At 55.9% G+C, this 19,576-nt stretch carries 18 protein-coding genes; 13 read left to right on the plus strand and 5 right to left on the minus strand.

The features are described 5' to 3' along the window. Window positions 1-17: 17 nt before the first annotated feature. From murB to ligA, 9 genes are all read left to right on the plus strand, one after another. Window positions 18-1,007: a UDP-N-acetylmuramate dehydrogenase gene (gene murB, locus AAAH10_RS08125; protein WP_343562368.1), complete on the plus strand. Its 990-nt coding sequence runs from the start codon at window positions 18-20 to the stop codon at window positions 1,005-1,007. Beyond that, the gene (locus AAAH10_RS08130; RefSeq protein WP_343562370.1) at window positions 1,004-1,939 is read left to right on the plus strand and encodes a D-alanine--D-alanine ligase; all 936 of its coding nucleotides are present in this window, start codon (window positions 1,004-1,006) and stop codon (window positions 1,937-1,939) included. Before murB ends, AAAH10_RS08130 begins: the two co-directional genes overlap by 4 nt. Then, window positions 1,936-2,856 carry a cell division protein FtsQ/DivIB gene (locus AAAH10_RS08135; protein ID WP_343562372.1) on the plus strand — a complete coding sequence of 307 codons (921 nt, stop codon included), beginning with the start codon at window positions 1,936-1,938 and terminating at the stop codon, window positions 2,854-2,856. The genes AAAH10_RS08130 and AAAH10_RS08135 overlap by 4 nt, the downstream gene beginning before the upstream one ends. An 81-nt stretch (window positions 2,857-2,937) precedes the next feature. Then, complete coding sequence (gene ftsA / locus AAAH10_RS08140; protein WP_343562374.1) at window positions 2,938-4,209, plus strand: cell division protein FtsA; 1,272 nt, start codon at window positions 2,938-2,940, stop codon at window positions 4,207-4,209. Between the two features lie 90 nt (window positions 4,210-4,299). Beyond that, window positions 4,300-6,018, plus strand: coding sequence for a cell division protein FtsZ (gene ftsZ / locus AAAH10_RS08145; protein ID WP_343562376.1), 1,719 nt, complete (start codon window positions 4,300-4,302; stop codon window positions 6,016-6,018). Window positions 6,019-6,236: 218 nt separating this feature from the next. Continuing rightward, window positions 6,237-7,199: a UDP-3-O-acyl-N-acetylglucosamine deacetylase gene (gene lpxC, locus AAAH10_RS08150; RefSeq protein WP_343562378.1), complete on the plus strand. Its 963-nt coding sequence runs from the start codon at window positions 6,237-6,239 to the stop codon at window positions 7,197-7,199. A gap of 165 nt (window positions 7,200-7,364) precedes the next feature. Further along, window positions 7,365-8,201 carry an outer membrane protein assembly factor BamD gene (locus AAAH10_RS08155; RefSeq protein ID WP_343562380.1) on the plus strand — a complete coding sequence of 279 codons (837 nt, stop codon included), beginning with the start codon at window positions 7,365-7,367 and terminating at the stop codon, window positions 8,199-8,201. A gap of 56 nt (window positions 8,202-8,257) precedes the next feature. Continuing rightward, the gene (gene recN, locus AAAH10_RS08160) at window positions 8,258-9,982 is read left to right on the plus strand and encodes a DNA repair protein RecN (RefSeq protein ID WP_343562382.1); all 1,725 of its coding nucleotides are present in this window, start codon (window positions 8,258-8,260) and stop codon (window positions 9,980-9,982) included. 33 nt (window positions 9,983-10,015) lie between these two features. Next, window positions 10,016-12,130: an NAD-dependent DNA ligase LigA gene (ligA, locus tag AAAH10_RS08165; protein WP_343562384.1), complete on the plus strand. Its 2,115-nt coding sequence runs from the start codon at window positions 10,016-10,018 to the stop codon at window positions 12,128-12,130. Here the strand turns inward: ligA and AAAH10_RS08170 are convergent, their stop codons facing one another. Together AAAH10_RS08170 and AAAH10_RS08175 are read right to left on the minus strand one after the other, a co-directional pair. Beyond that, window positions 12,131-12,517 carry a GFA family protein gene (locus tag AAAH10_RS08170; protein ID WP_343562386.1) on the minus strand — a complete coding sequence of 129 codons (387 nt, stop codon included), beginning with the start codon at window positions 12,515-12,517 and terminating at the stop codon, window positions 12,131-12,133. Window positions 12,518-12,719: 202 nt separating this feature from the next. After that, the gene (locus tag AAAH10_RS08175) at window positions 12,720-12,947 is read right to left on the minus strand and encodes a hypothetical protein (RefSeq protein WP_343562388.1); all 228 of its coding nucleotides are present in this window, start codon (window positions 12,945-12,947) and stop codon (window positions 12,720-12,722) included. A 335-nt stretch (window positions 12,948-13,282) separates the two neighbouring features. Between AAAH10_RS08175 and AAAH10_RS08180 the strand changes: the two genes are divergently transcribed. From AAAH10_RS08180 to ung, 3 genes are all read left to right on the plus strand, one after another. Continuing rightward, window positions 13,283-14,572, plus strand: coding sequence for an FAD-dependent monooxygenase (locus AAAH10_RS08180; protein ID WP_343562390.1), 1,290 nt, complete (start codon window positions 13,283-13,285; stop codon window positions 14,570-14,572). Window positions 14,573-14,688: 116 nt separating this feature from the next. Further along, a complete protein-coding gene (locus AAAH10_RS08185; protein WP_343562392.1) occupies window positions 14,689-15,618 on the plus strand; it encodes a LysR family transcriptional regulator in 930 nt (309 codons plus the stop codon). A gap of 4 nt (window positions 15,619-15,622) precedes the next feature. Then, window positions 15,623-16,348: a uracil-DNA glycosylase gene (gene ung, locus AAAH10_RS08190; RefSeq protein ID WP_343562394.1), complete on the plus strand. Its 726-nt coding sequence runs from the start codon at window positions 15,623-15,625 to the stop codon at window positions 16,346-16,348. An 81-nt stretch (window positions 16,349-16,429) separates the two neighbouring features. On the opposite strand, the gene AAAH10_RS08195 is transcribed toward ung, so the two are convergent. Continuing rightward, on the minus strand, window positions 16,430-16,972 hold the full coding sequence (locus tag AAAH10_RS08195) for a glycine cleavage system transcriptional repressor (RefSeq protein WP_343562396.1): 543 nt from the start codon (window positions 16,970-16,972) through the stop codon (window positions 16,430-16,432). Between the two features lie 84 nt (window positions 16,973-17,056). On the opposite strand from AAAH10_RS08195, the gene AAAH10_RS08200 reads away from it, so the two are divergent. Then, complete coding sequence (locus AAAH10_RS08200) at window positions 17,057-17,335, plus strand: hypothetical protein (RefSeq protein ID WP_343562398.1); 279 nt, start codon at window positions 17,057-17,059, stop codon at window positions 17,333-17,335. 314 nt (window positions 17,336-17,649) lie between these two features. On the opposite strand, the gene AAAH10_RS08205 is transcribed toward AAAH10_RS08200, so the two are convergent. Both AAAH10_RS08205 and AAAH10_RS08210 read right to left on the minus strand, forming a co-directional pair. Beyond that, window positions 17,650-18,324: a LysE family translocator gene (locus AAAH10_RS08205; RefSeq protein WP_343562399.1), complete on the minus strand. Its 675-nt coding sequence runs from the start codon at window positions 18,322-18,324 to the stop codon at window positions 17,650-17,652. Between the two features lie 2 nt (window positions 18,325-18,326). Then, window positions 18,327-19,484, minus strand: a complete 1,158-nt coding sequence (locus AAAH10_RS08210; protein WP_343562400.1) for an aminotransferase — start codon at window positions 19,482-19,484, stop codon at window positions 18,327-18,329. Between the last annotated feature and the right edge of the window lie 92 nt (window positions 19,485-19,576).

Below are 19,576 nucleotides of genomic sequence, written 5' to 3' on the forward strand. Positions count from 1 at the left end.
CGATACGAAGAAGAACAATGAACGCAGCAGAAACACACAAGAGAACAGCCACCGGACAGGACAGCGGGAACCCGCTCCTGACGCGCCTGCCCGCTGTTCGCGGCGAATTGCGTTCCGATACTCCTCTGGCCCGCCTGACCTGGTTCAAGGTTGGCGGCCCCTGTGATGTTCTCTTCACACCGGCAGATCAGGACGATCTTGTCGACTTCCTCAGGAACACACCGACAGATATTCCCGTCATGCCAATCGGCGTGGGATCAAACCTTCTGGTCCGCGATGGCGGGCTCGAAGGGGTTGTCATTCGCCTGGGACCAGCCTTTGCCGGGGTGTCGCATGACGGTGATTACATTCTGGCCGGTGCAGCAGCTCAGGATGTAAAGGCCTCAAAAGCTGCCCTGAAAGCCGGTTTGACCGGTCTTGAATTCCTCAGTGGCATTCCGGGAACCATTGGCGGGGCCCTGCGCATGAATGCAGGCGCCTATGGTCGCGAAACCAGGGATGTTCTGGTCTGGGCAGAAGCCGTCAATCGCGACGGGGAAGTCAGACGCTTTACTCCCGATGAGCTGGGTTACAGCTATCGCCACTGTGATCTGTCCGGTGAATGGATCTTCCTGAGGGCCTGTCTGCGTGGCCAGCCCGGCGACCCCGAGGCCATCGAGACCCGCATCAGGGATATCCAGACAGCCAGGGGCGAAACCCAGCCGATCAAATCCCGTACAGGCGGCAGCACCTTCAAGAACCCGGAAGGGCACAAGGCCTGGCAGCTGATTGACGCCGCCGGATGCCGCGGGTTCAGCATTGGTGATGCACAGATGTCAGAACAGCACTGCAACTTCATGATCAATCGCGACAAGGCCACAGCCGCACAGCTGGAAGAAGTCGGGGAAACCGTTCGAAAACGGGTTCTGGATCAAAGCGGGGTCGAGCTTCACTGGGAAATCAAACGCATTGGCCGGACAGAGCCAAAGGCATCCGGATCAAAAGCGCCGGGAAAGGACACGGAATGACACTCACTGTTGCTGTTTTGATGGGCGGGATCTCCGCCGAACGCGAAGTGTCCCTGACCAGTGGCAAGGCCTGTTCGGAAGCCCTGAGGACCGAAGGCTTTGATGTACACGATATTGATGTCACCAAAGACGTCAACAAACTGATCGCAGACCTGACAGCCTGCAAGCCTGCCGTGGTCTTCAATGCCCTGCATGGCCGCTTCGGCGAAGATGGCTGCATTCAGGGGCTGATGAACCTGCTGGGTCTGACCTACACCCATACAGGCGTGCTCGGCTCCTCTCTGGCCATGGACAAGGAACGCGCCAAGGCCATGGTCGCAACGGCCGGTGTCCGCATTCCCGAAAGCAAGGCTGTCGAATTGGAACAGCTGGCGCGAGGTGATGACCCGCTCCCGCGTCCCTTTGTCGTAAAACCCATGCGTGAAGGCTCCAGTGTCGGCGTTCATATCCTGCAGGATGGTGACAACCGTGTTCTGACAAAAGCCAATTTCAGCAATGCGGAACTCGCCCTGATGGCAGAACGCTACATCCCCGGACGGGAGCTGACAGTCACCGTCATGAACGACAAGGCCCTGACTGTGACCGAACTGGTTCCCAAGGAAGGCTTCTACAATTACGAAGCCAAGTACAGTGATGGTCTGACAGAGCACATGGTTCCGGCACAAATCCCGCAGGAGGTTTTTGACGAGGCCCTGCGCTTTGCAGAAATCGCGCACAAAACGCTGGACTGCCGTCACATCAGCCGCAGCGATTTCCGTTATGACGACACGCCGGATGGTGACGGAAAACTCTATTATCTGGAAACCAACACCCAGCCGGGCATGACCCCGCTCTCGCTTGTTCCCGAACAGGCCGAATATCAGGGGATGCCGTTTCCGAAACTCTGCCGCTGGCTCATCGAACAGGCTCTTGTAGCCAGGGAGGTATCATGACAGCCCCGAAACGCAGCAAAGTCAAAACACCCGCAAAGGCCCGCAGCAAGAAGTCAGCCAAGGCCAAAAAGGTCAGGGAACCCCTGTCCAGGGTTTTCCTTCGCTCAGTCGGCATTGACTGGGATGCAACGGACTGGCGCGGACTGGGATATGGCGGATTAACAGCCGTTCTTCTCTTTGCAGGAGGGGCTGGCGCCATTTACTGGAACAATGGAACACTGCCCCGTGTCTACAATGAAACCGTTGAAGACCTCTTCAGCTTCACAGCCGACAGGGGTTTGCAGGTTGCAGATGTTCTGGTTGAAGGCAGGAACCGCAGCTCGATCGATGCCATCCTGACAAAGCTGGATGTCGAAAGGGGAACGCCGATTCTGGAGTTCTCTCCCCACACAGCCAAGGCGCGGATCGAGGAGCTTCCCTGGGTCAAGTCCGCAACGGTTGAAAGACGGCTGCCCAACATTGTCTATGTTCAGCTGGAAGAACGCCGTCCGCTGGCGCTGTGGCAGTCCAACGCCCGCATGAACGTCATTGACCAGTCCGGCGAAGTCATCACAGGCGCAAGGCCTGCGCAGTTTTCCTCCCTTCCGGTCATTGTCGGGCAGGACGCCCCGCAACATGCCCATGAGGTTCTGGCGCTGATCGAAAGCGAACCGGAGCTGAAAGACCGCATCACCGCTGCTGTTCTGGTCAGTGGCCGCCGCTGGAACCTGAGACTGGACAACGGTGTTGATATCAAGCTCCCGGAAGAGAACCCGCAGGCCGCCTGGGCCTACTTTGCAGAGATCGAACGCGAGGCTTCCGTACTGGAACGCGATGTCATCGCCGTCGATCTGCGCTTGCCGGATCGCCTGATTGTTCGTACAGCAGACGGTGTGCGCCCCGGCAAAAGGCGCCCCAAGAACGAGAAGGCCACCTGATTTCAACCGGCCCCTCTCCTTTCCATCCGTGCGTTATTTTCTTCGAACTTCATACCATGGCCTGAGGACCCCATACTCCCGATGAAACGTTCAACCGGCGCCATCAAAAACGGTACTGTTGCTGCTCTCGATGTCGGCAGCAGCAAGATCTGCTGCTTTATCGCCCATATTGATGGCAAGCAGGACCCGCGTGTCATTGGAATCGGACAGCAGGCCAGCAAGGGGATGAAAAGCGGCAATATCGTCGATATCGAAGCCCTGGAGGATGCAATCGTCAATGCCGTTCACTCTGCAGAGCAAATGGCAGGCGAAACCATTGAACGCGTCATTGTCAATGTCTCCGGCGGGCAGCCGCGCTCCCACCGGCTCAATCTGGAGATCGCTGTTGCCGGTCATGCCGTAACCGATCAGGATCTGCATCACGCCATCAATCACGCAAACCAGATCAAGGGACCGACAATCGAGGACGAAAGCGGCCGGGATATCCTGCATTCCATTTTCACCGGCTATACACTCGACGGCAATCGGGGTATCCGCGACCCGCGTGGCATGCACGGTGAACGGCTGGGTGTGAACATGCACCTGATCACCTCTGCCCTGAACACACGCCGCAATCTGATCTCCTGCATCAACCGCTGTCACCTCGAACTTTCCGCCTTTGCCCTGTCCGGCTATGCTTCTGGCCTTGCCACACTCGTCGATGACGAAATGGAACTCGGTGTGACGCTGATTGACATGGGGGGCACGACAACCTCCATTGCCGTCTTCTGCGAGGGCCATCTGGTCCACAGCGATGTCATTCCTGTCGGTGGCCAGCATGTCACCAATGATGTCGCCCGCGGCCTCTCCACACCTGTTGCCGAAGCAGAGCGGATGAAAACACTCTATGGACACGCCATCGCTGCCGAAGCCGACGATCGCAACTTCATCGATGTTCCCCAGGTTGGCGAAGAAGAACCCGGACAAAGTCATCAGGTTCCGCACTCCCTGCTTGTTGGAATTATTCAGCCCCGTATCGAGGAAACCCTGGAACTGGTGCGCGACCGTCTGGTCTCCAGCGGTTTTGACAAGGTCGGCGGACGCAGGGTTGTTCTGACAGGCGGAGCCAGTCAGTTGCCCGGACTTCCCGATCTGGCCGGACACATCCTCAACACCCAGGTCCGGATCGGAAAACCGATCCGTGTGACCGGCCTGGCAGATGCGACAGGCGGCCCGAATTTTGCCACCTGCGCCGGGCTGCTGACCTATACAACACTGGTCGATACGGATGTACCGATCGAAAAAACACCGGAAGTGACTCATCCGCAAAGCCTTTTTGGGAAGATCGGTCACTGGTTCCGTGAAAATTTCTAGATTTATGAGGAATTTGCTCGACGGATTCTTCCGATTCTTGTAATACTTGACAACGAGTACATGTCGGAGTCGCAACACCTGGAGGCACAGATGGCACTGAACCTTGACATTCCCTCAATCGAACCTGAATTGACGCCAAAAATCACCGTTATCGGTGTTGGTGGCGCGGGCGGCAATGCCGTCAACAACATGATTCAGGGCTCCCTTGAAGGGGTTGAGTTCCTGATTGCCAATACCGATGCACAGGCCATTGCGCAGTCACAGTGTTCCAAGAACATTCAGCTGGGTCGCAAGATCACCCAGGGCCTCGGTGCGGGATCACGCCCCGATGTTGGACAGGCTGCCGCAGAGGAAGCGCTGGACGAAATTCTGGGGTATCTGGAAGGGTCCAACATGGTCTTCATCACCGCTGGCATGGGTGGTGGTACAGGGACAGGTGCCGCCCCTGTGATCGCGCGTGCTGCCCGGGAAGCCGGTATCCTGACTGTCGGAGTTGTCACAAAGCCCTTCCACTTTGAAGGCGTGCATCGCATGCGTCTGGCCGATGCCGGCATTGAAGAGCTTTCCCGACATGTTGACACACTGATCATCATTCCGAACCAGAATCTCTTCCGTATTGCGAACGAGAAAACAACCTTCGCCGATGCCTTCAAACTGGCTGACGATGTTCTGCGTTCCGGCGTCAGCGGTGTGACAGACCTGATGATGATGCCCGGTCTGATCAACCTTGATTTTGCCGACATCCGTTCCGTCATGACCGAAATGGGCAAGGCGATGATGGGAACAGGCGAGGCCGCTGGCGAAAACCGCGCGCTCGAAGCCGCTGAAGCAGCCATCTCCAATCCGCTTCTTGATGAAGTCTCCATGAAAGGTGCCCGTGGCGTTCTGATCAACATCACAGGCGGCATGGACCTGACGCTCTTTGAAGTGGACGAAGCTGCAAACCGCATTCGTGACGAAGTGGACCCCGAAGCCAACATCATCTTCGGCTCAACCTTCGATCAGAGCATGGAAGGCACAATGCGTGTTTCTGTCGTTGCAACAGGAATTGATTCCGAAAACAACATCCAGCCTGTGCCACGCCCTCTCAGAACAAGCGTTACCCCTGTCAGGGAAGAGCCCGGGGCAGAGGAACAGCCCGCCGCAAGCGAGGTTGCAGAAGGCAGCCTGGACACTGAAACCAGCATCGTCGCCAAAGCAGCAGAAATCACTGCTGCACCACAGGCGATCAGCGATGTTCTCAGTGATGCCAAGCCAACTGCAGAGCAGGAGCCGGAACAGCTTCAGGAAACAGCTTCCGCTGCAATGGCAACCGAAGAAGCAGAGACACCGGAAGAAGCTCCTGCAGAAGCAGCCCTCGATCTGGATCTGAACATTGAGGACCAGCCTGCACCCGAGCTTGAAGCCAAGGTAACCGAGACACGTGACAGCTTCGAAGCTCCCAAGCCTGTCATGCCCAAACGCGAAGCCACTGTTGTTGCAGAGCCAGCCCCTCAAAAGGCTGACCCCTTTGCTGAAAGCGACATGACCAATGCAAGCGGTCACGCTGAAGAGAAAAAGGGCCTTGGACTGTTCGGACGTCTGACAGGCGGAGCAGCACGGGCCTTGCAGGCAGCCACTCAGGCGTCAGAGCCAACAATCAGGACTCACAACGAGCCAACCTTTGATGCACCGGCAACCGGCGAGAAAAAACCTGCAGCATCCAGGCCTCAGCAGCAAACGCTGAGCGGCATGGACACCGAATCATCAAGCACCACAGAAGAGGATCTGCTTGATATTCCAGCCTTCCTGCGCAGACAGGCCAATTGAGCCAATCAGATTCGCCTTGCAAAAAGCCTGCCTCACCGGCAGGCTTTTTTATTTTAAAACAAAGCGTTAAAAGATTTTTTCCAAGAGGCTCTCTCTTCGTATTACGCCATATTTCAAGTCGTAACACATTGAAACAAACAGTGATTTGTTTGCTGACAAAGCCTCAATTAGTCTGTGATCATCGAAAGATAAAATTGTAACGATCACAGGACCGCACCATGACCATCAACAGCTCTCTTCAGATGCAGCACACCCTGAAGAATGCCATCAACTGTTCCGGTGTCGGTGTCCACAGTGGTCACAAGGTTACTCTCAAGCTTCATCCTGCAGCGCCTGACACAGGCATTGTTTTCCACCGCACAGACATTGCCGGTCGCGGCGCCGTCATCCCTGCCACCTGGGAAAATGCAATTGAAACTCCGCTCTGCACAACTCTCGTTCAGGGTGATGTCAAAATTGCAACGATCGAACACCTGATGTCTGCCCTCGTCGGCATGGGAGTTGACAACTGCCGCATCGAAATCAACTCCGACGAGGTTCCAGTGATGGACGGTTCTGCTGCGCCGTTCCTGTTCCTGATTGAATGCGCCGGTCTGCAGCAACAGGATGCTCCGCGCAAGGCGATCCGCATTCTCAAGGAAATCCGGGATGTTGAAGAATCGCGCTTTGCAACCCTGAGTGCTGCCGACGACAATGCGCCGGATGCCTATACCGCCAGCTTCGAGATTGATTTCGACAGCAGCGCCATTGGTCGCCAGGAACTCTTCCTGCACGTCACACCGCATCACTACAAACGCGAAGTTTCCCGTGCACGGACATTCGGCTTCCTGCACGAGGTCGAACAGCTCCGCAAAATGGGTCTTGCCCGTGGTGGCTCCCTCGACAATGCCGTTGTCATTTCCGGTGACGAGGTCATGAACGAGGGCGGTCTGCGTTACAGCAACGAGTTTGTCCGCCACAAGGTTCTCGATTCTGTCGGCGATCTCTATCTCGCAGGCCACCAGATTGTCGGGCACTATCACGGGCACAAGTCCGGTCACGCACAGACACTCCGCCTGCTTCGGAAGCTTTTTGCGGATGAAACAGCCTGGGAATGGACAACACTGTCCGCAGAGCTTCTGAAAGCGCCAAAAATCGGGAAAGCCGAAAGTGCTCCGGTCAAGGAACTCGAAGTCGCCTGATTGCCGGAAATCCCTTGTTTTACCAACCAGAAAGCCCTGCCCTGCAGGGCTTTTGCCATTCCGGCTTTTCACTTCCGGATCAATTCTTTCGGACAGTCTTGTCGCCTTGATCCAGAGTTCGTATAGTAGCCTCCAGAATTTGCCCTGCTTTGGAGACATCCACTGATGTACGCGTTGACCGGTTCACTGCGCTCAAGACTTTTTCGCGCTTCAACTCTCGCGATTGCCCTGCTGGCTGTAGGCGCCTGCTCCTCCAACGATGAGTCACAGTTTATTGACGAAACTCCGGTCGAGGTTCTCTACAACAGGGCAGCCTCCCAGTTGCGTGTCGGCAACAACGAGGAAGCCGCCAAACTCTTTGATGAAGTCGAACGACAGCACCCCTATTCCGTCTGGGCAACCAAGGCCCAGTTGATGGCCGCCTACGCCCACTATGAAGAAAACCAGTATGACGAAGCCATCATCGCCCTTGATCGCTTCATTGAATTGCACCCGGGCAACAGGGACACAGACTACGCCTTTTATCTGAAGGCGCTTTCCTACTATGAGCAAATCTCCGACGTTGAGCGCGATCAGGCCAACACAGAAGAAGCCCTGCGAGCCCTGACAGAAGTTGTCAGACGATTCCCCGACAGCAAGTATGCCAAGGATGCCCAGCTGAAAATCGACCTGGCGCAGGATCACCTTGCAGGCAAGCACATGACCATCGGGCGTTATTATCTGAACTCGGGCAATTATCTTGCTGCCATCAACCGCTTCCGTCTGGTGATTGCAAGCTATCAGTTTACAACACACGTACCGGAAGCCCTTCACCGTCTGGTCGAAGCCTACATGGCCCTCGGATTGACAGAAGAAGCACAGGCAACCGCTTCCGTGCTGGGTTTCAACTATCCGGGAGACCGCTGGTACCAGGACAGCTATGCCCTGCTCACCGGCGAACAGCTTGAACCGGAAGAAAAGGAAGGAAGCTGGATTTCCGAAGTCTGGGATTCCGTTCTGTAACAGCCCCATGTCCTCCTGTGGTTAACGACTTTTTCAGCCATTGAGTGGAGCGCCTCTTGCTTCAAACCCTTTCCATCAGCAACGTTGTTCTGATTGATCGTCTCTCCCTCACCTTTGAGGACGGACTCTGTGTTCTCACAGGTGAAACCGGAGCAGGCAAATCAATCCTCCTCGACGCCCTCGGGCTGGCAATGGGTGCCAGGGCAGAAGCCCGGCTGGTGCGCAAGGGCACTGACAAGGCAACCGTTATCGCTTCCTTTGAATGCCCCGCTGATCATCCGGCTCACGCCCTGCTGGAAGAGGCCGATGTTGACAGCGAGGATCGGGAGATCATTCTGCGCCGCACCCTGACGCAGGATGGACGCAGCAAGGCCTATATCAATGACACGCCGGTTTCTGCCTCTCTGCTGCGCTCTGTTGCAGAAAGCCTGATCGAGATTCAGGGCCAGTTTGATCAGCGCGGCCTGATGGACAGCACAACCCACCGCGCCCTTCTGGATGCCGCAGGCGAGCAGTCCCATCAAACAGCAACACTCGCGGCCCGAACACTCGAACTCTGGAACAGATGGCAGGACTGCGAACGCACCCGGCACGAGGCAGAAGCCTCCCTCGAACAGGCACGCAAGGAAGAGGACTTTCTAAGGCATTCTGTCGAAGAGCTGGACAAGCTTGCTCCTGAAGAGGGCGAAAGCGAAAAACTGGCACAACAACGCCAGCGCATGATGCACAGTGAAAAGATGGTGCAGGCCCTGAACAATTGCCTGGCAGCCCTGACTGGTGGCGACGGCGCGATGAACGATGATATGGACAGCAGCTCTGCCGAGAGTCTCCTGCTGTCCGCCCAGCGCCATCTTGGTGATGCCATGACCACGGCGGGAGATGATCTCGACCCGGCCATGGAATCGCTGGAGCGTTCCGCCTTTGAAATCCAGGAAGCCGTCAGCCACATCAGCCGATATTTTTCAGAGCTGGATGCAGACCCGCAAGCCCTGCAGGAAATCGAGGATCGCTATTTCCTTCTGCAGGATCTGGCCCGCAAACATCGGATTGATCCCGATCAGCTCCCGGAACTGCTGGAACAGCTTCAGAACCGGCTTGCCCTGATCGACACGGGAACGGACGCCCTGCAGGAACTGGATCAAAAGGCCCAGGCTGCAAGAGCACTCTATGAAGACAAAGCCCGCGCCCTTTCTGCCGCCCGCCATGCGACATCGCGGGAACTGGACAGCGCGATCAACGCCGAGTTGCCCCCTCTGAAACTGGAGAAAGCTTCCTTCGTCACCGAGATCACAACAAGCGACGATCCCTACCAGTGGAACAGCGGCGGACTGGACCAGGTCGCCTTCATGGTTTCAACCAATCCCGGCTCAGCACCCGGACCGCTGGGCAAGATTGCTTCCGGTGGCGAACTGGGGCGTTTCCTGCTCGCCTTCAAGGTGGTTCTCTCCAGCGTCACGCCTTCCGGTGCTCTTGTTTTCGATGAAGTGGATGCCGGTATTGGTGGTGCAACAGCCCACGCTGTCGGCGAGCGTCTGGCTCGCCTCGCCCGGGAACGCCAGATTCTTGTGATCACACACAGCCCGCAGGTCGCCGCCAAAGGCAGCCAGCACCTGCAGGTCGCCAAGGCCTCTGCAAGGGGCGAAAGCGGTGACGAGATCACCCGCACCTCCGTAACCCCTCTTTCAGAGGCCGAGCGCCTTGACGAAGTGGCCCGGATGCTGGCAGGTGCCGAAATCACAGAAGAAGCCCGCGCAGCTGCCCGAACCCTGCTGGGACAGTAACGAGCCTCTGCCAGAGGCATACAGGACAGAAGAATGACAACACCCTTTGCCGACAAGGCCGTTGAAGCCCTGAGCGAAACAGAAGCCAGCCGTGAATTGCGCGCTCTTGCCTCCACGATCAAAAAGCATGACGAGGCCTATTATCTGAAAGACGAACCCAGCATTTCAGATGGCGACTATGACGCCCTGCGCATCCGCAACAAGGCCATTGAGGAGCGTTTTCCGCACCTCAAGCGCAAGGACAGTCCGGAAGAACGTGTTGGCGCCTCCCCTTCCAGAACCAGCGGATTTGCCAAGGTTCAGCACAGCATCCCCATGCTTTCCCTGGGCAATGCCTTTGAGGATGGTGATGTCGTCGAGTTCGTAAACCGTATCCGCCGTTTCCTCACGCTCCCTGCCGGGGAAAAGGTCGAAATACTGGCAGAACCAAAAATTGACGGCCTTTCCTGTTCCCTGCGCTATGAAGACGGGGAACTGGTGCTGGCGGCGACACGGGGCGACGGTGCCGAGGGTGAGAACATCACTGCCAATATCAAGACCATTGCCAACATTCCGCACAAGCTGACCGGCTCGGGCTTCCCGGGCGTTCTGGAAGTCCGTGGAGAGGTTTACATGGACCGGCATGATTTCCAGCGCCTGAACGAACAGCAGGCCGCACAGGGCGGCAAGGTCTTCGCCAACCCGCGTAACGCCGCAGCCGGTTCCCTGCGCCAGAAAGACGCCGGCGTGACCGCAGCACGCCCCCTGAAATTCTTCGCCTTCGCCTGGGGAGAAGTCTCCGAATCCTTTGGCGCAACCATGACGGAATGCCGCCAGAAACTCCGGAACTGGGGCTTCACACTCAACCCGGACGGTCTCTTTGAATCTGCCGAAGCCCTGCTGCAACACTACCAGCAGCAAAGCGTGCAACGCCCGGACCTGCCTTACGAAATTGACGGTGTCGTCTACAAGGTGAACCGGCTGGACTGGCAGGAGCGTCTGGGCTTTGTCAGCCGTGCCCCGCGCTGGGCCATTGCGCACAAGTTTCCGGCAGAACAGGCCGTAACCCGTATCGAGAAGATTGATATCCAGGTTGGCCGCACCGGGGCTCTGACACCTGTCGCAAGGCTGGAGCCCATCTCCGTTGGTGGTGTGGTTGTCTCCAACGCCACCTTGCACAACCGAGACGAAATTGAACGCAAAGACATCCGCGAGGGCGACTTTGTCATCATTCAGCGGGCTGGCGATGTGATTCCGCAGGTGGTCAGTGCCCTTCCGGAAAAGCGTCCTGCAGACAGCAGCCCCTATGTCTTCCCGGACAGGTGCCCGGAATGTGACAGCCCTGCTGTGCGTCATGCAGATGACGCTGTCACTCTCTGCACCAACTCCCTGGAATGCCCGGCCCAGGCCGTTGAACGTCTCAAACACTTTGTCAGCCGCAACGCCTTTGACATTGAGGGGCTGGGTGACAAGCAGATCCGTTTCTTCTTTGAGGAAAGCCGTATCAAGTCGCCAGCAGACATCTTTCGCCTCCAGCGCGACGATGAAAACCGCTCTCCTCGCCTGAAGGACATTCCGGGATGGGGCGACACGTCAGCCAGCAATCTCTGGAATTCAATCGAGGCCCGCAGAACGGTCTCTCTGGACCGCTTTGTCTTTGCCCTCGGCATTCCGCAGATTGGTCAGGCAACCGCCAAGCTTCTGGCCAGAACCTACAGCTCACTGGATGCACTGCTGAAACTCTTTGAACTGATCGAGGAGGAAAGCCGGGACGGAGCCGAAAGCGATGCCCTGAAGGAACTGCTCGCCATTGACGGCATTGGCCCGTCCATGGCCCGCGATCTGCGGGAGTTCTTTACGGAACAGCACAACCGGGCCATCGTCAGTGATCTGCAGGAGCAACTGACGATCGAGGACTTCGTACTGGAAATCGCCGAAGACAGTCCGGTCGCGGGGAAAACCGTGGTCTTTACCGGAAAGCTTGTCACGATGGGACGCGATGAAGCCAAGGTCAGGGCAGAGGCCCTGGGAGCCAAGGTTGCAGGCTCTGTTTCCAAGAAAACCGACTATGTTGTTGCCGGTGCAGATGCAGGCTCCAAACTGAAAAAGGCCGAAAGCCTGGGCGTGACTGTCCTGTCGGAAGAGGACTGGCACAGCCTGGTGTCCTGATCACAGTTCGTCCATCTGTGGCAGATCGTCCGTGATCTCGTAGTAATCCCCCTTGTCCTTCACAAAGATATGCTTTGCGGTGTGCATGGCCGTCGGAATGTCCAGACATCCGGCAGCGATGCCCACACCCTTTTCATCATTCATGCGATAGAAAAGGCTGGAGCCGCAGAACCTGCAAAACCCTCTCTTTGCAAAGTCAGAGGACGCGTACCAGCTCAGTCCCTCATCATTCAGGAAACGAAGATCATCATAGGACGCTGCGTGGGTAGAGGCCCAGAGGTGCCCGCTTGTCCGTCGGCACTGTCCACAATGACAAACCGTTATGGCCTTGCGGGCCTCATCAAGCTCGAAGGAAACCCGTCCACAGTCACATCGGCCTTTCAGCATATCGTCCCCCTGTTCTTCTCCGGTTCTGCATGATCACTGTTCACAGGCACAGACCAGTCCGCCTGCTTCACCTCAATATCATAGCAGTTGAAGAACCAGTACAGGGCGGGCAAAACAAAACCCGCTGTGTTTTTTTTCACAGCGGGTTTGTCGTCTCTGGAGATAAAAAATGAAAAACGCGTCTGCAAGCGTTTTTCAATGATCAGCTCGACGATGAAGACGAGCTCGAAGAAACGTCTCGTGGAGGATTGGTCGCCAGCAACTCACGCGCTGCTTCGCTGAGATTGAGCTGGTAGGCCGGCTGTGCATCAAAGACAGAGGTCTGCTCACGCACTGCCTGTTGCACGGCCTGCTCGCCGGAAGATGCCACATCAGACGAAGTGCCTGTACGGATCAGCGCATTGACATTCTGTACCTGTGACAGTTCCATCGAACCACTCCTCAAATCATGCGAGAGTTTTCTCTCTCTTACTCAATATAGGTCATATGAGCACTTTTTTCAATCTCATCAACGCATAACAGCCCTGCACAAGCGTGTGAGAAACGTTGCTGCGACAATAAACACACGTCTGTTAACCTTATAAGATCATGACTCATCTTGCTTTCAGTCCAGAGCAGGAGTACCCCGAAGATCAGGATTTTTTTTGATCTGCTCATGTCTGAATGACGAAGAAAAACAGAAATCACGGCAAATGTGATCCCTTTTCTCTGTCCGGACATGGGGCTATGATCCCCTCTCTTCCTTTCCCCAGGTGAGGCACCGCCATGAATGCACAGTTCACAGCTTCAGAACCAGAGACCGAAACAACCATTGCGGTGGTGGGTGGCGGCCTTGCAGGTCTTTCCATGGCAGCCTGTCTGGGAACGGCGGGGATCAGAACCACAGTCATTGACACGGAAGGTGAACCGGATGATCGACCCTTCTTCGAGGTTGACGACAACCGCACCACGGCACTGATCCAGAACTCCCTTTCCTTTTTGAGCGCCTGCGGTGTCTGGGAGGGCTGCAAGGAACACAGCACACCATTGGAAGTCATGCGGATCGTCAATCTGCCCCGCGGTCTGATGCGCAAGCCCTCCGAGACCGATTTCCGTTCTGAGGAAGTCGGCGCCGGTGCCTTTGGCTACAATGTTCCCAATATCCTGTTGCGCAGAAGCCTCTGCAAACGACTGGAAGAACTGGAGTGCGTCGATCACCGCTATCTGAGCAAGGTCACACAGCTTGACAACAAAGGCCCGAAGGCCGTGATCAAACTGGAAAACGGAGACAGGATAACAGCAGAACTCGTTGTTGCTGCGGATGGTGCGGGTTCTCCGACACGGCAGATGGCCGGGATCAAAACCACGTCCTGGGATTACCCCCAGACCGCGATCACCTGCTACATCGAACACAGCAAGCCACACGACTGCATCTCAACAGAAACTCACTATCCTGCCGGCCCCTTTGTTCTGGTTCCCATGCACAGCCAGGATGGAAGCCTGAAGCGCTCCAGCATTGTCTGGGTCGAGGAGAGCAACCGCGCAAAAAGACTGCTCTCCGGTCCCAGAGAGGAGTTCATTGAAGCCCTCGAACAAAAGCTTGGCGATCGTCTTGGCACCGTCGAGCTCTTTGGATCACAGGGAGGCTTTCCGCTCTCTTCCATGATTGCTGACAGCTTCCATGCGCCACGTCTGGCTCTGATTGCCGAAGCGGCCCACCGCCTTCCCCCGATTGCTGCGCAGGGCCTGAACCTGAGCCTTCGGGATGTCGCAGAGCTCGCAGACCAGCTGATCAGTGCCGTTTCCTCGGGCAGGGACGCCGGCTCTGCCGATGTCCTGCGCGCCTATGACAAATCCCGCCGCTTTGATGTGGTCACACGAATGGCTGCCGCGGACAGTTTCAACCGCTTTGCTTCGAACAACTCGGTTGTCCTGCATTCCATCCGCGATCTGGGTCTGGGTTTCCTGCGCCAGATCGGCCCGGCACGACGCGTGCTGATGAAGGTCGGGATGGACTCGCCCACAGGCACACCCAACCTGATGACCGGCAAACCCATTCCCCACATCCAGTCCTGATTTTTGCCCTTCTATCTTTTGAGGAATTTGCAGAATAGCGCCTCCGGGGCTATAAAGGCTGACACAATAAAAACCATACCGTCTCTGAACGGGATTCAGCCGGGGATCAGCAAACTGTGGATTTAAGACAACTGGAATTGCTTTGTGCCTTGGCAGAACAGCGCCATTTCGGGCGTGCTGCCAAGGTCTGCCATATTTCACAACCAGCCTTTTCTGCGCGTATTCGCCAGTTGGAAAGTGAATTGGGCGTTCCGATTGTTCTCAGGGAGCGCAGCTTTCAGGGCCTGACCCCCGAAGGCGAAATGGTCGTCGCGGCAGCGCAGCGTATTCTGGCAGAGTCCCGAAATCTCAAGCAAAAGCTGTCTATGGTTGGCAAGGGCCTTGTCGGGCATCTCCGCATTGGCGTCATTCCTTCTGCCATGCCGATGATGTCCCTGCTCAAGGCGCCCTTCTCCCGCGCGCATCCGGACGTGAAAGTCACCCTTTCCTCCATGTCATCGCGCGAAATCCACAACGGACTGGACAGCTTCGCACTGGAAGTCGGCATCACCTATCTGAGCGAGGAACTGCCAAGCAACGTTGAAATCCTCGAACTCTTCGAGGAAGAGTATTCCCTGATCCACTCTGAAAACGGACCTCTCCGGGACAGGGAGTCGATCACCTGGCGCGAGGCAGCGGATGTCCCGCTCAGCCTCCTGACGCCGGACATGCAGTATCGCCGTATCATCGACAGGGTCTTCGCCGACCTCGATTGCCATGTCGATCCCCAGACCGAGACCAATGCCATCACGCAGCTGCTGCATGAAACCCGCTTTGGCAACACCTCCTCCATCGTCCCCATCTCCCTGATCCATGTCTTGAGCAACCTGCAGGGCATTGTCGCCATTCCGCTGACGGAACCCCGCCTGACCAACAAGATCGGGCTTGTGATTTCCAAACGCGATCCGGCTTCGCCCGTTGCCAAGGAATTCTTCAAGCACACCCGCCGCCAGGATATGGACAAACTGCTGGCAGAACTCAACGTGGGCGTGAGCAACAAAGGCTGAGAGGATGAACACTTCTGCGACAGATGACGGAATCAGGCTGGAAGAAAGCTGGAAAGCCGTTCTGAAATCCGAGTTTTCCAAGGACTACATGAAGCAGCTCCGCAGCTTCCTCAAAGAGCAGAAAGGCCAGCGCAAAGTCATCTACCCCAAAGGGGCAGAAATGTTTCAGGCCTTTGACCGGACGCCCTTTGACAATGTGCGTGTCGTCATTCTGGGGCAGGATCCCTATCACGGCCCCAATCAGGCGCACGGTCTCTGTTTTTCCGTCCGCCCCGGTATCCAGGCTCCTCCCTCGCTCGTGAATATCTTCAAGGAACTCGAGAGCGATCTTGGCCTGAGCATTCCCGACCACGGCTGCCTCCTGCCCTGGGCAGATCAGGGCGTCCTGCTCCTGAACTCTGTCCTCTCCGTTGAGCAGCACAAGGCTGCCTCCCACCAGGGACGCGGCTGGGAAACCTTCACGGATCAGGCCATCCGTCATCTGGCAGAACAGCGCGAAGGTATCGTTTTCATGCTCTGGGGAAGCTACGCCCAGAAAAAGGGGGCCTTTATCGACAGGGATCGCCATCTGGTTCTCCAGTCTCCTCACCCCTCTCCCCTTTCAGCACATCGCGGATTTCTGGGCTGCAGGCATTTCTCCCAGGCCAACAGCTATCTGGAACAGCAGGGCCTGCCCCCGATCAACTGGCAGCTTCCCGAGCGGGAAGAACTCGACACCGCCCAAATCTGAGCAGATTGATCCGAAACAGAAAAAGGCCCGCACAGGACGGGCCTTTCTCATATAAACATTCAGACCGGAGAGGTCTTGAACTCAAATCTGGGTTACGTTGCCTTCCAGATCATCCAGAGAGATATCCACCAATAGCTTGTTGGCAAGATCGGACAGCTGATCATGGAGTTCGTCCATGTCCTGTCCTTCGGGGACAGATCCTGCAATATGGGCAATAAAGATATCCTCACCGGACATCGCACCGTTCTGAACCTCGGAAGCCAACTCGAGAATGTTGATCTTCCGCTCGGCCAGAGCATGAGCAATATCATGAATGATACCCGGATGATCCGGGCCTACGATTTCCATGGAAATCTCGCGATGAGGATTCTCGACCTTGCTGGACAGCTCGCTTTCAATGACCAGACGCAAACCGTCCTTTTCCATTGAAGCCAGTGCCTGCTTCAGCCCTTCATTTTTATCATTTGGAACAGAAACTCTGAGGATCCCTGCAAAATAACCGGACAGATTGGACATCCGGCTTTCCAGCCAGGATGCACCGGCATTGCTGATTGCAGCCGAGAGCTGATCAACAAGTCCTGCTTTGTCTGGTCCAATAACTGTCAATACCAGCGTTTTTGCCATTATCAATCCCCTGTTTCACTTCTTTTGTAAACATTGCCCAACAGGTCAAAAACTGAAGTTCTTTCCCATTCGACAGAAATCAGCATGACAGCTTTTTTCCCGCAGGAACAGACTCAGAACGTCAAAAAAAGAGAGAAAATTGCGCCAGGAAGACATATTCACACAACATTATTACACAAGGACAAACCCGGAAAATTGCTGTTCAGGCGAATGTACAGCGCCACCTGCAAAAATCCGGAGCTTCCGCGGCTTGTCCATTTTCCTCTGAAATCTGCCTTCCGGCAGTTCCGGCCCCTGCAAGGAGCAGGCAAGGATGGTGGCCCGGACCACCGTCATTTTTTAGAGCCTCTGTCCACCCTGTGAACCGCGGCATTCTGCACGAGACCTTTCCCCGTCGGAAAGACGGCGCACAATCTCGCATGAGACCACCGGACACGCCCGTTTCCCGGACCTGAAGCAGGAATGCACTTTCTGCATGGCAGAGGTACAAAGACTGCATTTGTGAAGATTAGATGACAAATATATAAAGGTTTTCAGCAACGATGGTTGTCACCATCCGAAACGGTTTAGTGCAGTTTCTTTATAACCGTTTTGTTTGCCTCCTTGCGTTATACGCATTTGATAGCTCCCAAACTTTTTTCAGCCCTGCGCTCTTTAGCGCGGGGCTTTTTTTCGTCCTATTCCATGCGCTTTGAAAGAGCCAGAAGACCACCCAGCGCAACCAGAACCGAACCGGAGACAGCTTCCAGCCAGTCCAGCGCCTTCTGTTTCAAACGGGCAGCAAGAGACGAGGAAGCAAGCCCGTAGACCAGCAGGATCGGAATCTCCAGCGAGATGGAAACCACGCCCAGTATCAGAAGCTGCAAGGCAACATCACCCGCTCCGGGATCGATAAACTGCGGGAGGATCGCCACAAAGAAAGCAATATTCTTGGGATTTGAGGCCTGAACGGCAAAACCCTTCCAGAACGCAGCCCTGTCGTTCATTTTCTGACCACTAACGGCCCGGGCGGCGCTGTTCTCGTCGATCACAGCGGCATTCGTTTCCCTTTTGAACAGAAATCTGGCGAGCAGCGGACGAATCATCCCGATACCGATCCAGACGAGATAGGCCGCACCGATCCACTTGATCACTGTAAAGAGAAAGGCAGAAGCCAGAATGGCCGCACCGACTCCCAAGGCAGAAAGCGAGAAATAGAGTGCATTGGTCGAGGCAATGCCCAGAGCCGAAAAAACGCCAAACCTGAAGCCATAGCGGACAGACAGGCCAATCACCAGAAAGACCGCAGGTCCCGGTGACAGGGACAGCAGGGTTTCCGTCAGGGCAAAAAGCCCGAGTCTTTCAAAATCCATCGCTATCGCCCCAGCCACTTTTTCAGGCGCACGAGCGCCTCCTTGAGAACCTCTTCCCTTTTGCAGAAACAGAAGCGCACCAGATGAGTGGGACCGTTCATATCAAAGAAGATGGATACAGGAATGGCCGCAACTCCGGCCTCTCTGGTGATGACATGGCAAAATTCCTCATCCCTGCCATCGTAAAGTCCCGAGATATCAACCGTCAGGAAATAGGTTCCCTCTGTTGGAAGGATTTTAAATCCGAGCCCTTCCAACCCGCTGGCCAGAAGATCGCGTTTGCCCTGCAGGGAGCAGGCAAGATCACGCGTAAAGTCCATCCGGTTCGTCATGGCCTCGACCACACCGGCCTGAAGCGCGGGAGACGTCGTAAAGGTTGCAAACTGGTGAGCCTTGGCAATGACAGGCATCAACTCGGCTGCGGCACAGATATAACCGACCTTCCAGCCTGTCAGCGAAAAGCTTTTACCCGCCGATCCGATGCGCACAGCATGATTGCGCATGCCCGGCAATGACATCAGCGGATAGTGTTTGTGGCCCTCAAAGGTCAGGTGCTCATAAACCTCGTCACAAACGGCGTAGACATCATGGCGCAGACAAAGCTCTGCCAGCGCCTCCAGTTCATCCCAGGAGAAAACCCTGCCAGCCGGATTGAGCGGCGAATTCAGGACAATGGCCTTGGTGTTGCCGTTAAAGGCGGCTTCCAGAGCCTCCATGGGAAGACGCCAGTCCGGAGCTTCCATCCGGACAATCACGGGAACACCGCCAGCGCGCTTGATCATGGGAACATAGCAATCATAGGCCGGTTCCATCACCACTACCTCGTCACCGGGTTCGATCAGCCCGAAAAGCGCCACCTGCAACGCCTCTGTGGCACCAGAGGTTACCATGACTTCTTTCTGCCAGTCCAGGTCAAGTCCATAGCATTCACGATCATGCTCCGCGATAGCCTGCCGGAGCGCCGGAATTCCCATCATGGACGGATATTGATTGGGTCCTTCAAGAAGGGATTTGGCTGCCGCTTCACGAATGGCAAGCGGACCATCCTCATCAGGAAAACCCTGTCCGAGATTGATCGCATCATGCTTGAGAGCCAGCTGGGACATGACCTCAAAGACAGTCAGGCCAAAAGAGGCAAAGAGAGCATTGGTTTCCTTCATGGCAATTCCCTTTCCGGCAGGAGGACAGATACAGCAGACCCTTGCGTAAAAGCTTACACCAATCCGCAGGAAACCACAGAAAAAAGCTTTAA

Source organism: Carbonatibacter coralli, assembly GCF_039592655.1.
Classification (GTDB): Bacteria; Pseudomonadota; Alphaproteobacteria; order Kiloniellales; family Kiloniellaceae; genus Carbonatibacter; species Carbonatibacter coralli.

Coding starts and splice junctions, on each gene's coding strand:
- murB (WP_343562368.1), top strand. CDS start 18: ATGAACGCAGCAGAAACACACAAGAGAACAGCCACCGGACAGGACAGC.
- AAAH10_RS08130 (WP_343562370.1), top strand. CDS start 1,004: ATGACACTCACTGTTGCTGTTTTGATGGGCGGGATCTCCGCCGAACGC.
- AAAH10_RS08135 (WP_343562372.1), top strand. CDS start 1,936: ATGACAGCCCCGAAACGCAGCAAAGTCAAAACACCCGCAAAGGCCCGC.
- ftsA (WP_343562374.1), top strand. CDS start 2,938: ATGAAACGTTCAACCGGCGCCATCAAAAACGGTACTGTTGCTGCTCTC.
- ftsZ (WP_343562376.1), top strand. CDS start 4,300: ATGGCACTGAACCTTGACATTCCCTCAATCGAACCTGAATTGACGCCA.
- lpxC (WP_343562378.1), top strand. CDS start 6,237: ATGACCATCAACAGCTCTCTTCAGATGCAGCACACCCTGAAGAATGCC.
- AAAH10_RS08155 (WP_343562380.1), top strand. CDS start 7,365: ATGTACGCGTTGACCGGTTCACTGCGCTCAAGACTTTTTCGCGCTTCA.
- ligA (WP_343562384.1), top strand. CDS start 10,016: ATGACAACACCCTTTGCCGACAAGGCCGTTGAAGCCCTGAGCGAAACA.
- AAAH10_RS08170 (WP_343562386.1), bottom strand. CDS start 12,517: ATGCTGAAAGGCCGATGTGACTGTGGACGGGTTTCCTTCGAGCTTGAT.
- AAAH10_RS08175 (WP_343562388.1), bottom strand. CDS start 12,947: ATGGAACTGTCACAGGTACAGAATGTCAATGCGCTGATCCGTACAGGC.
- AAAH10_RS08180 (WP_343562390.1), top strand. CDS start 13,283: ATGAATGCACAGTTCACAGCTTCAGAACCAGAGACCGAAACAACCATT.
- ung (WP_343562394.1), top strand. CDS start 15,623: ATGAACACTTCTGCGACAGATGACGGAATCAGGCTGGAAGAAAGCTGG.
- AAAH10_RS08195 (WP_343562396.1), bottom strand. CDS start 16,972: ATGGCAAAAACGCTGGTATTGACAGTTATTGGACCAGACAAAGCAGGA.
- AAAH10_RS08200 (WP_343562398.1), top strand. CDS start 17,057: ATGACAGCTTTTTTCCCGCAGGAACAGACTCAGAACGTCAAAAAAAGA.
- AAAH10_RS08205 (WP_343562399.1), bottom strand. CDS start 18,324: ATGGATTTTGAAAGACTCGGGCTTTTTGCCCTGACGGAAACCCTGCTG.
- AAAH10_RS08210 (WP_343562400.1), bottom strand. CDS start 19,484: ATGAAGGAAACCAATGCTCTCTTTGCCTCTTTTGGCCTGACTGTCTTT.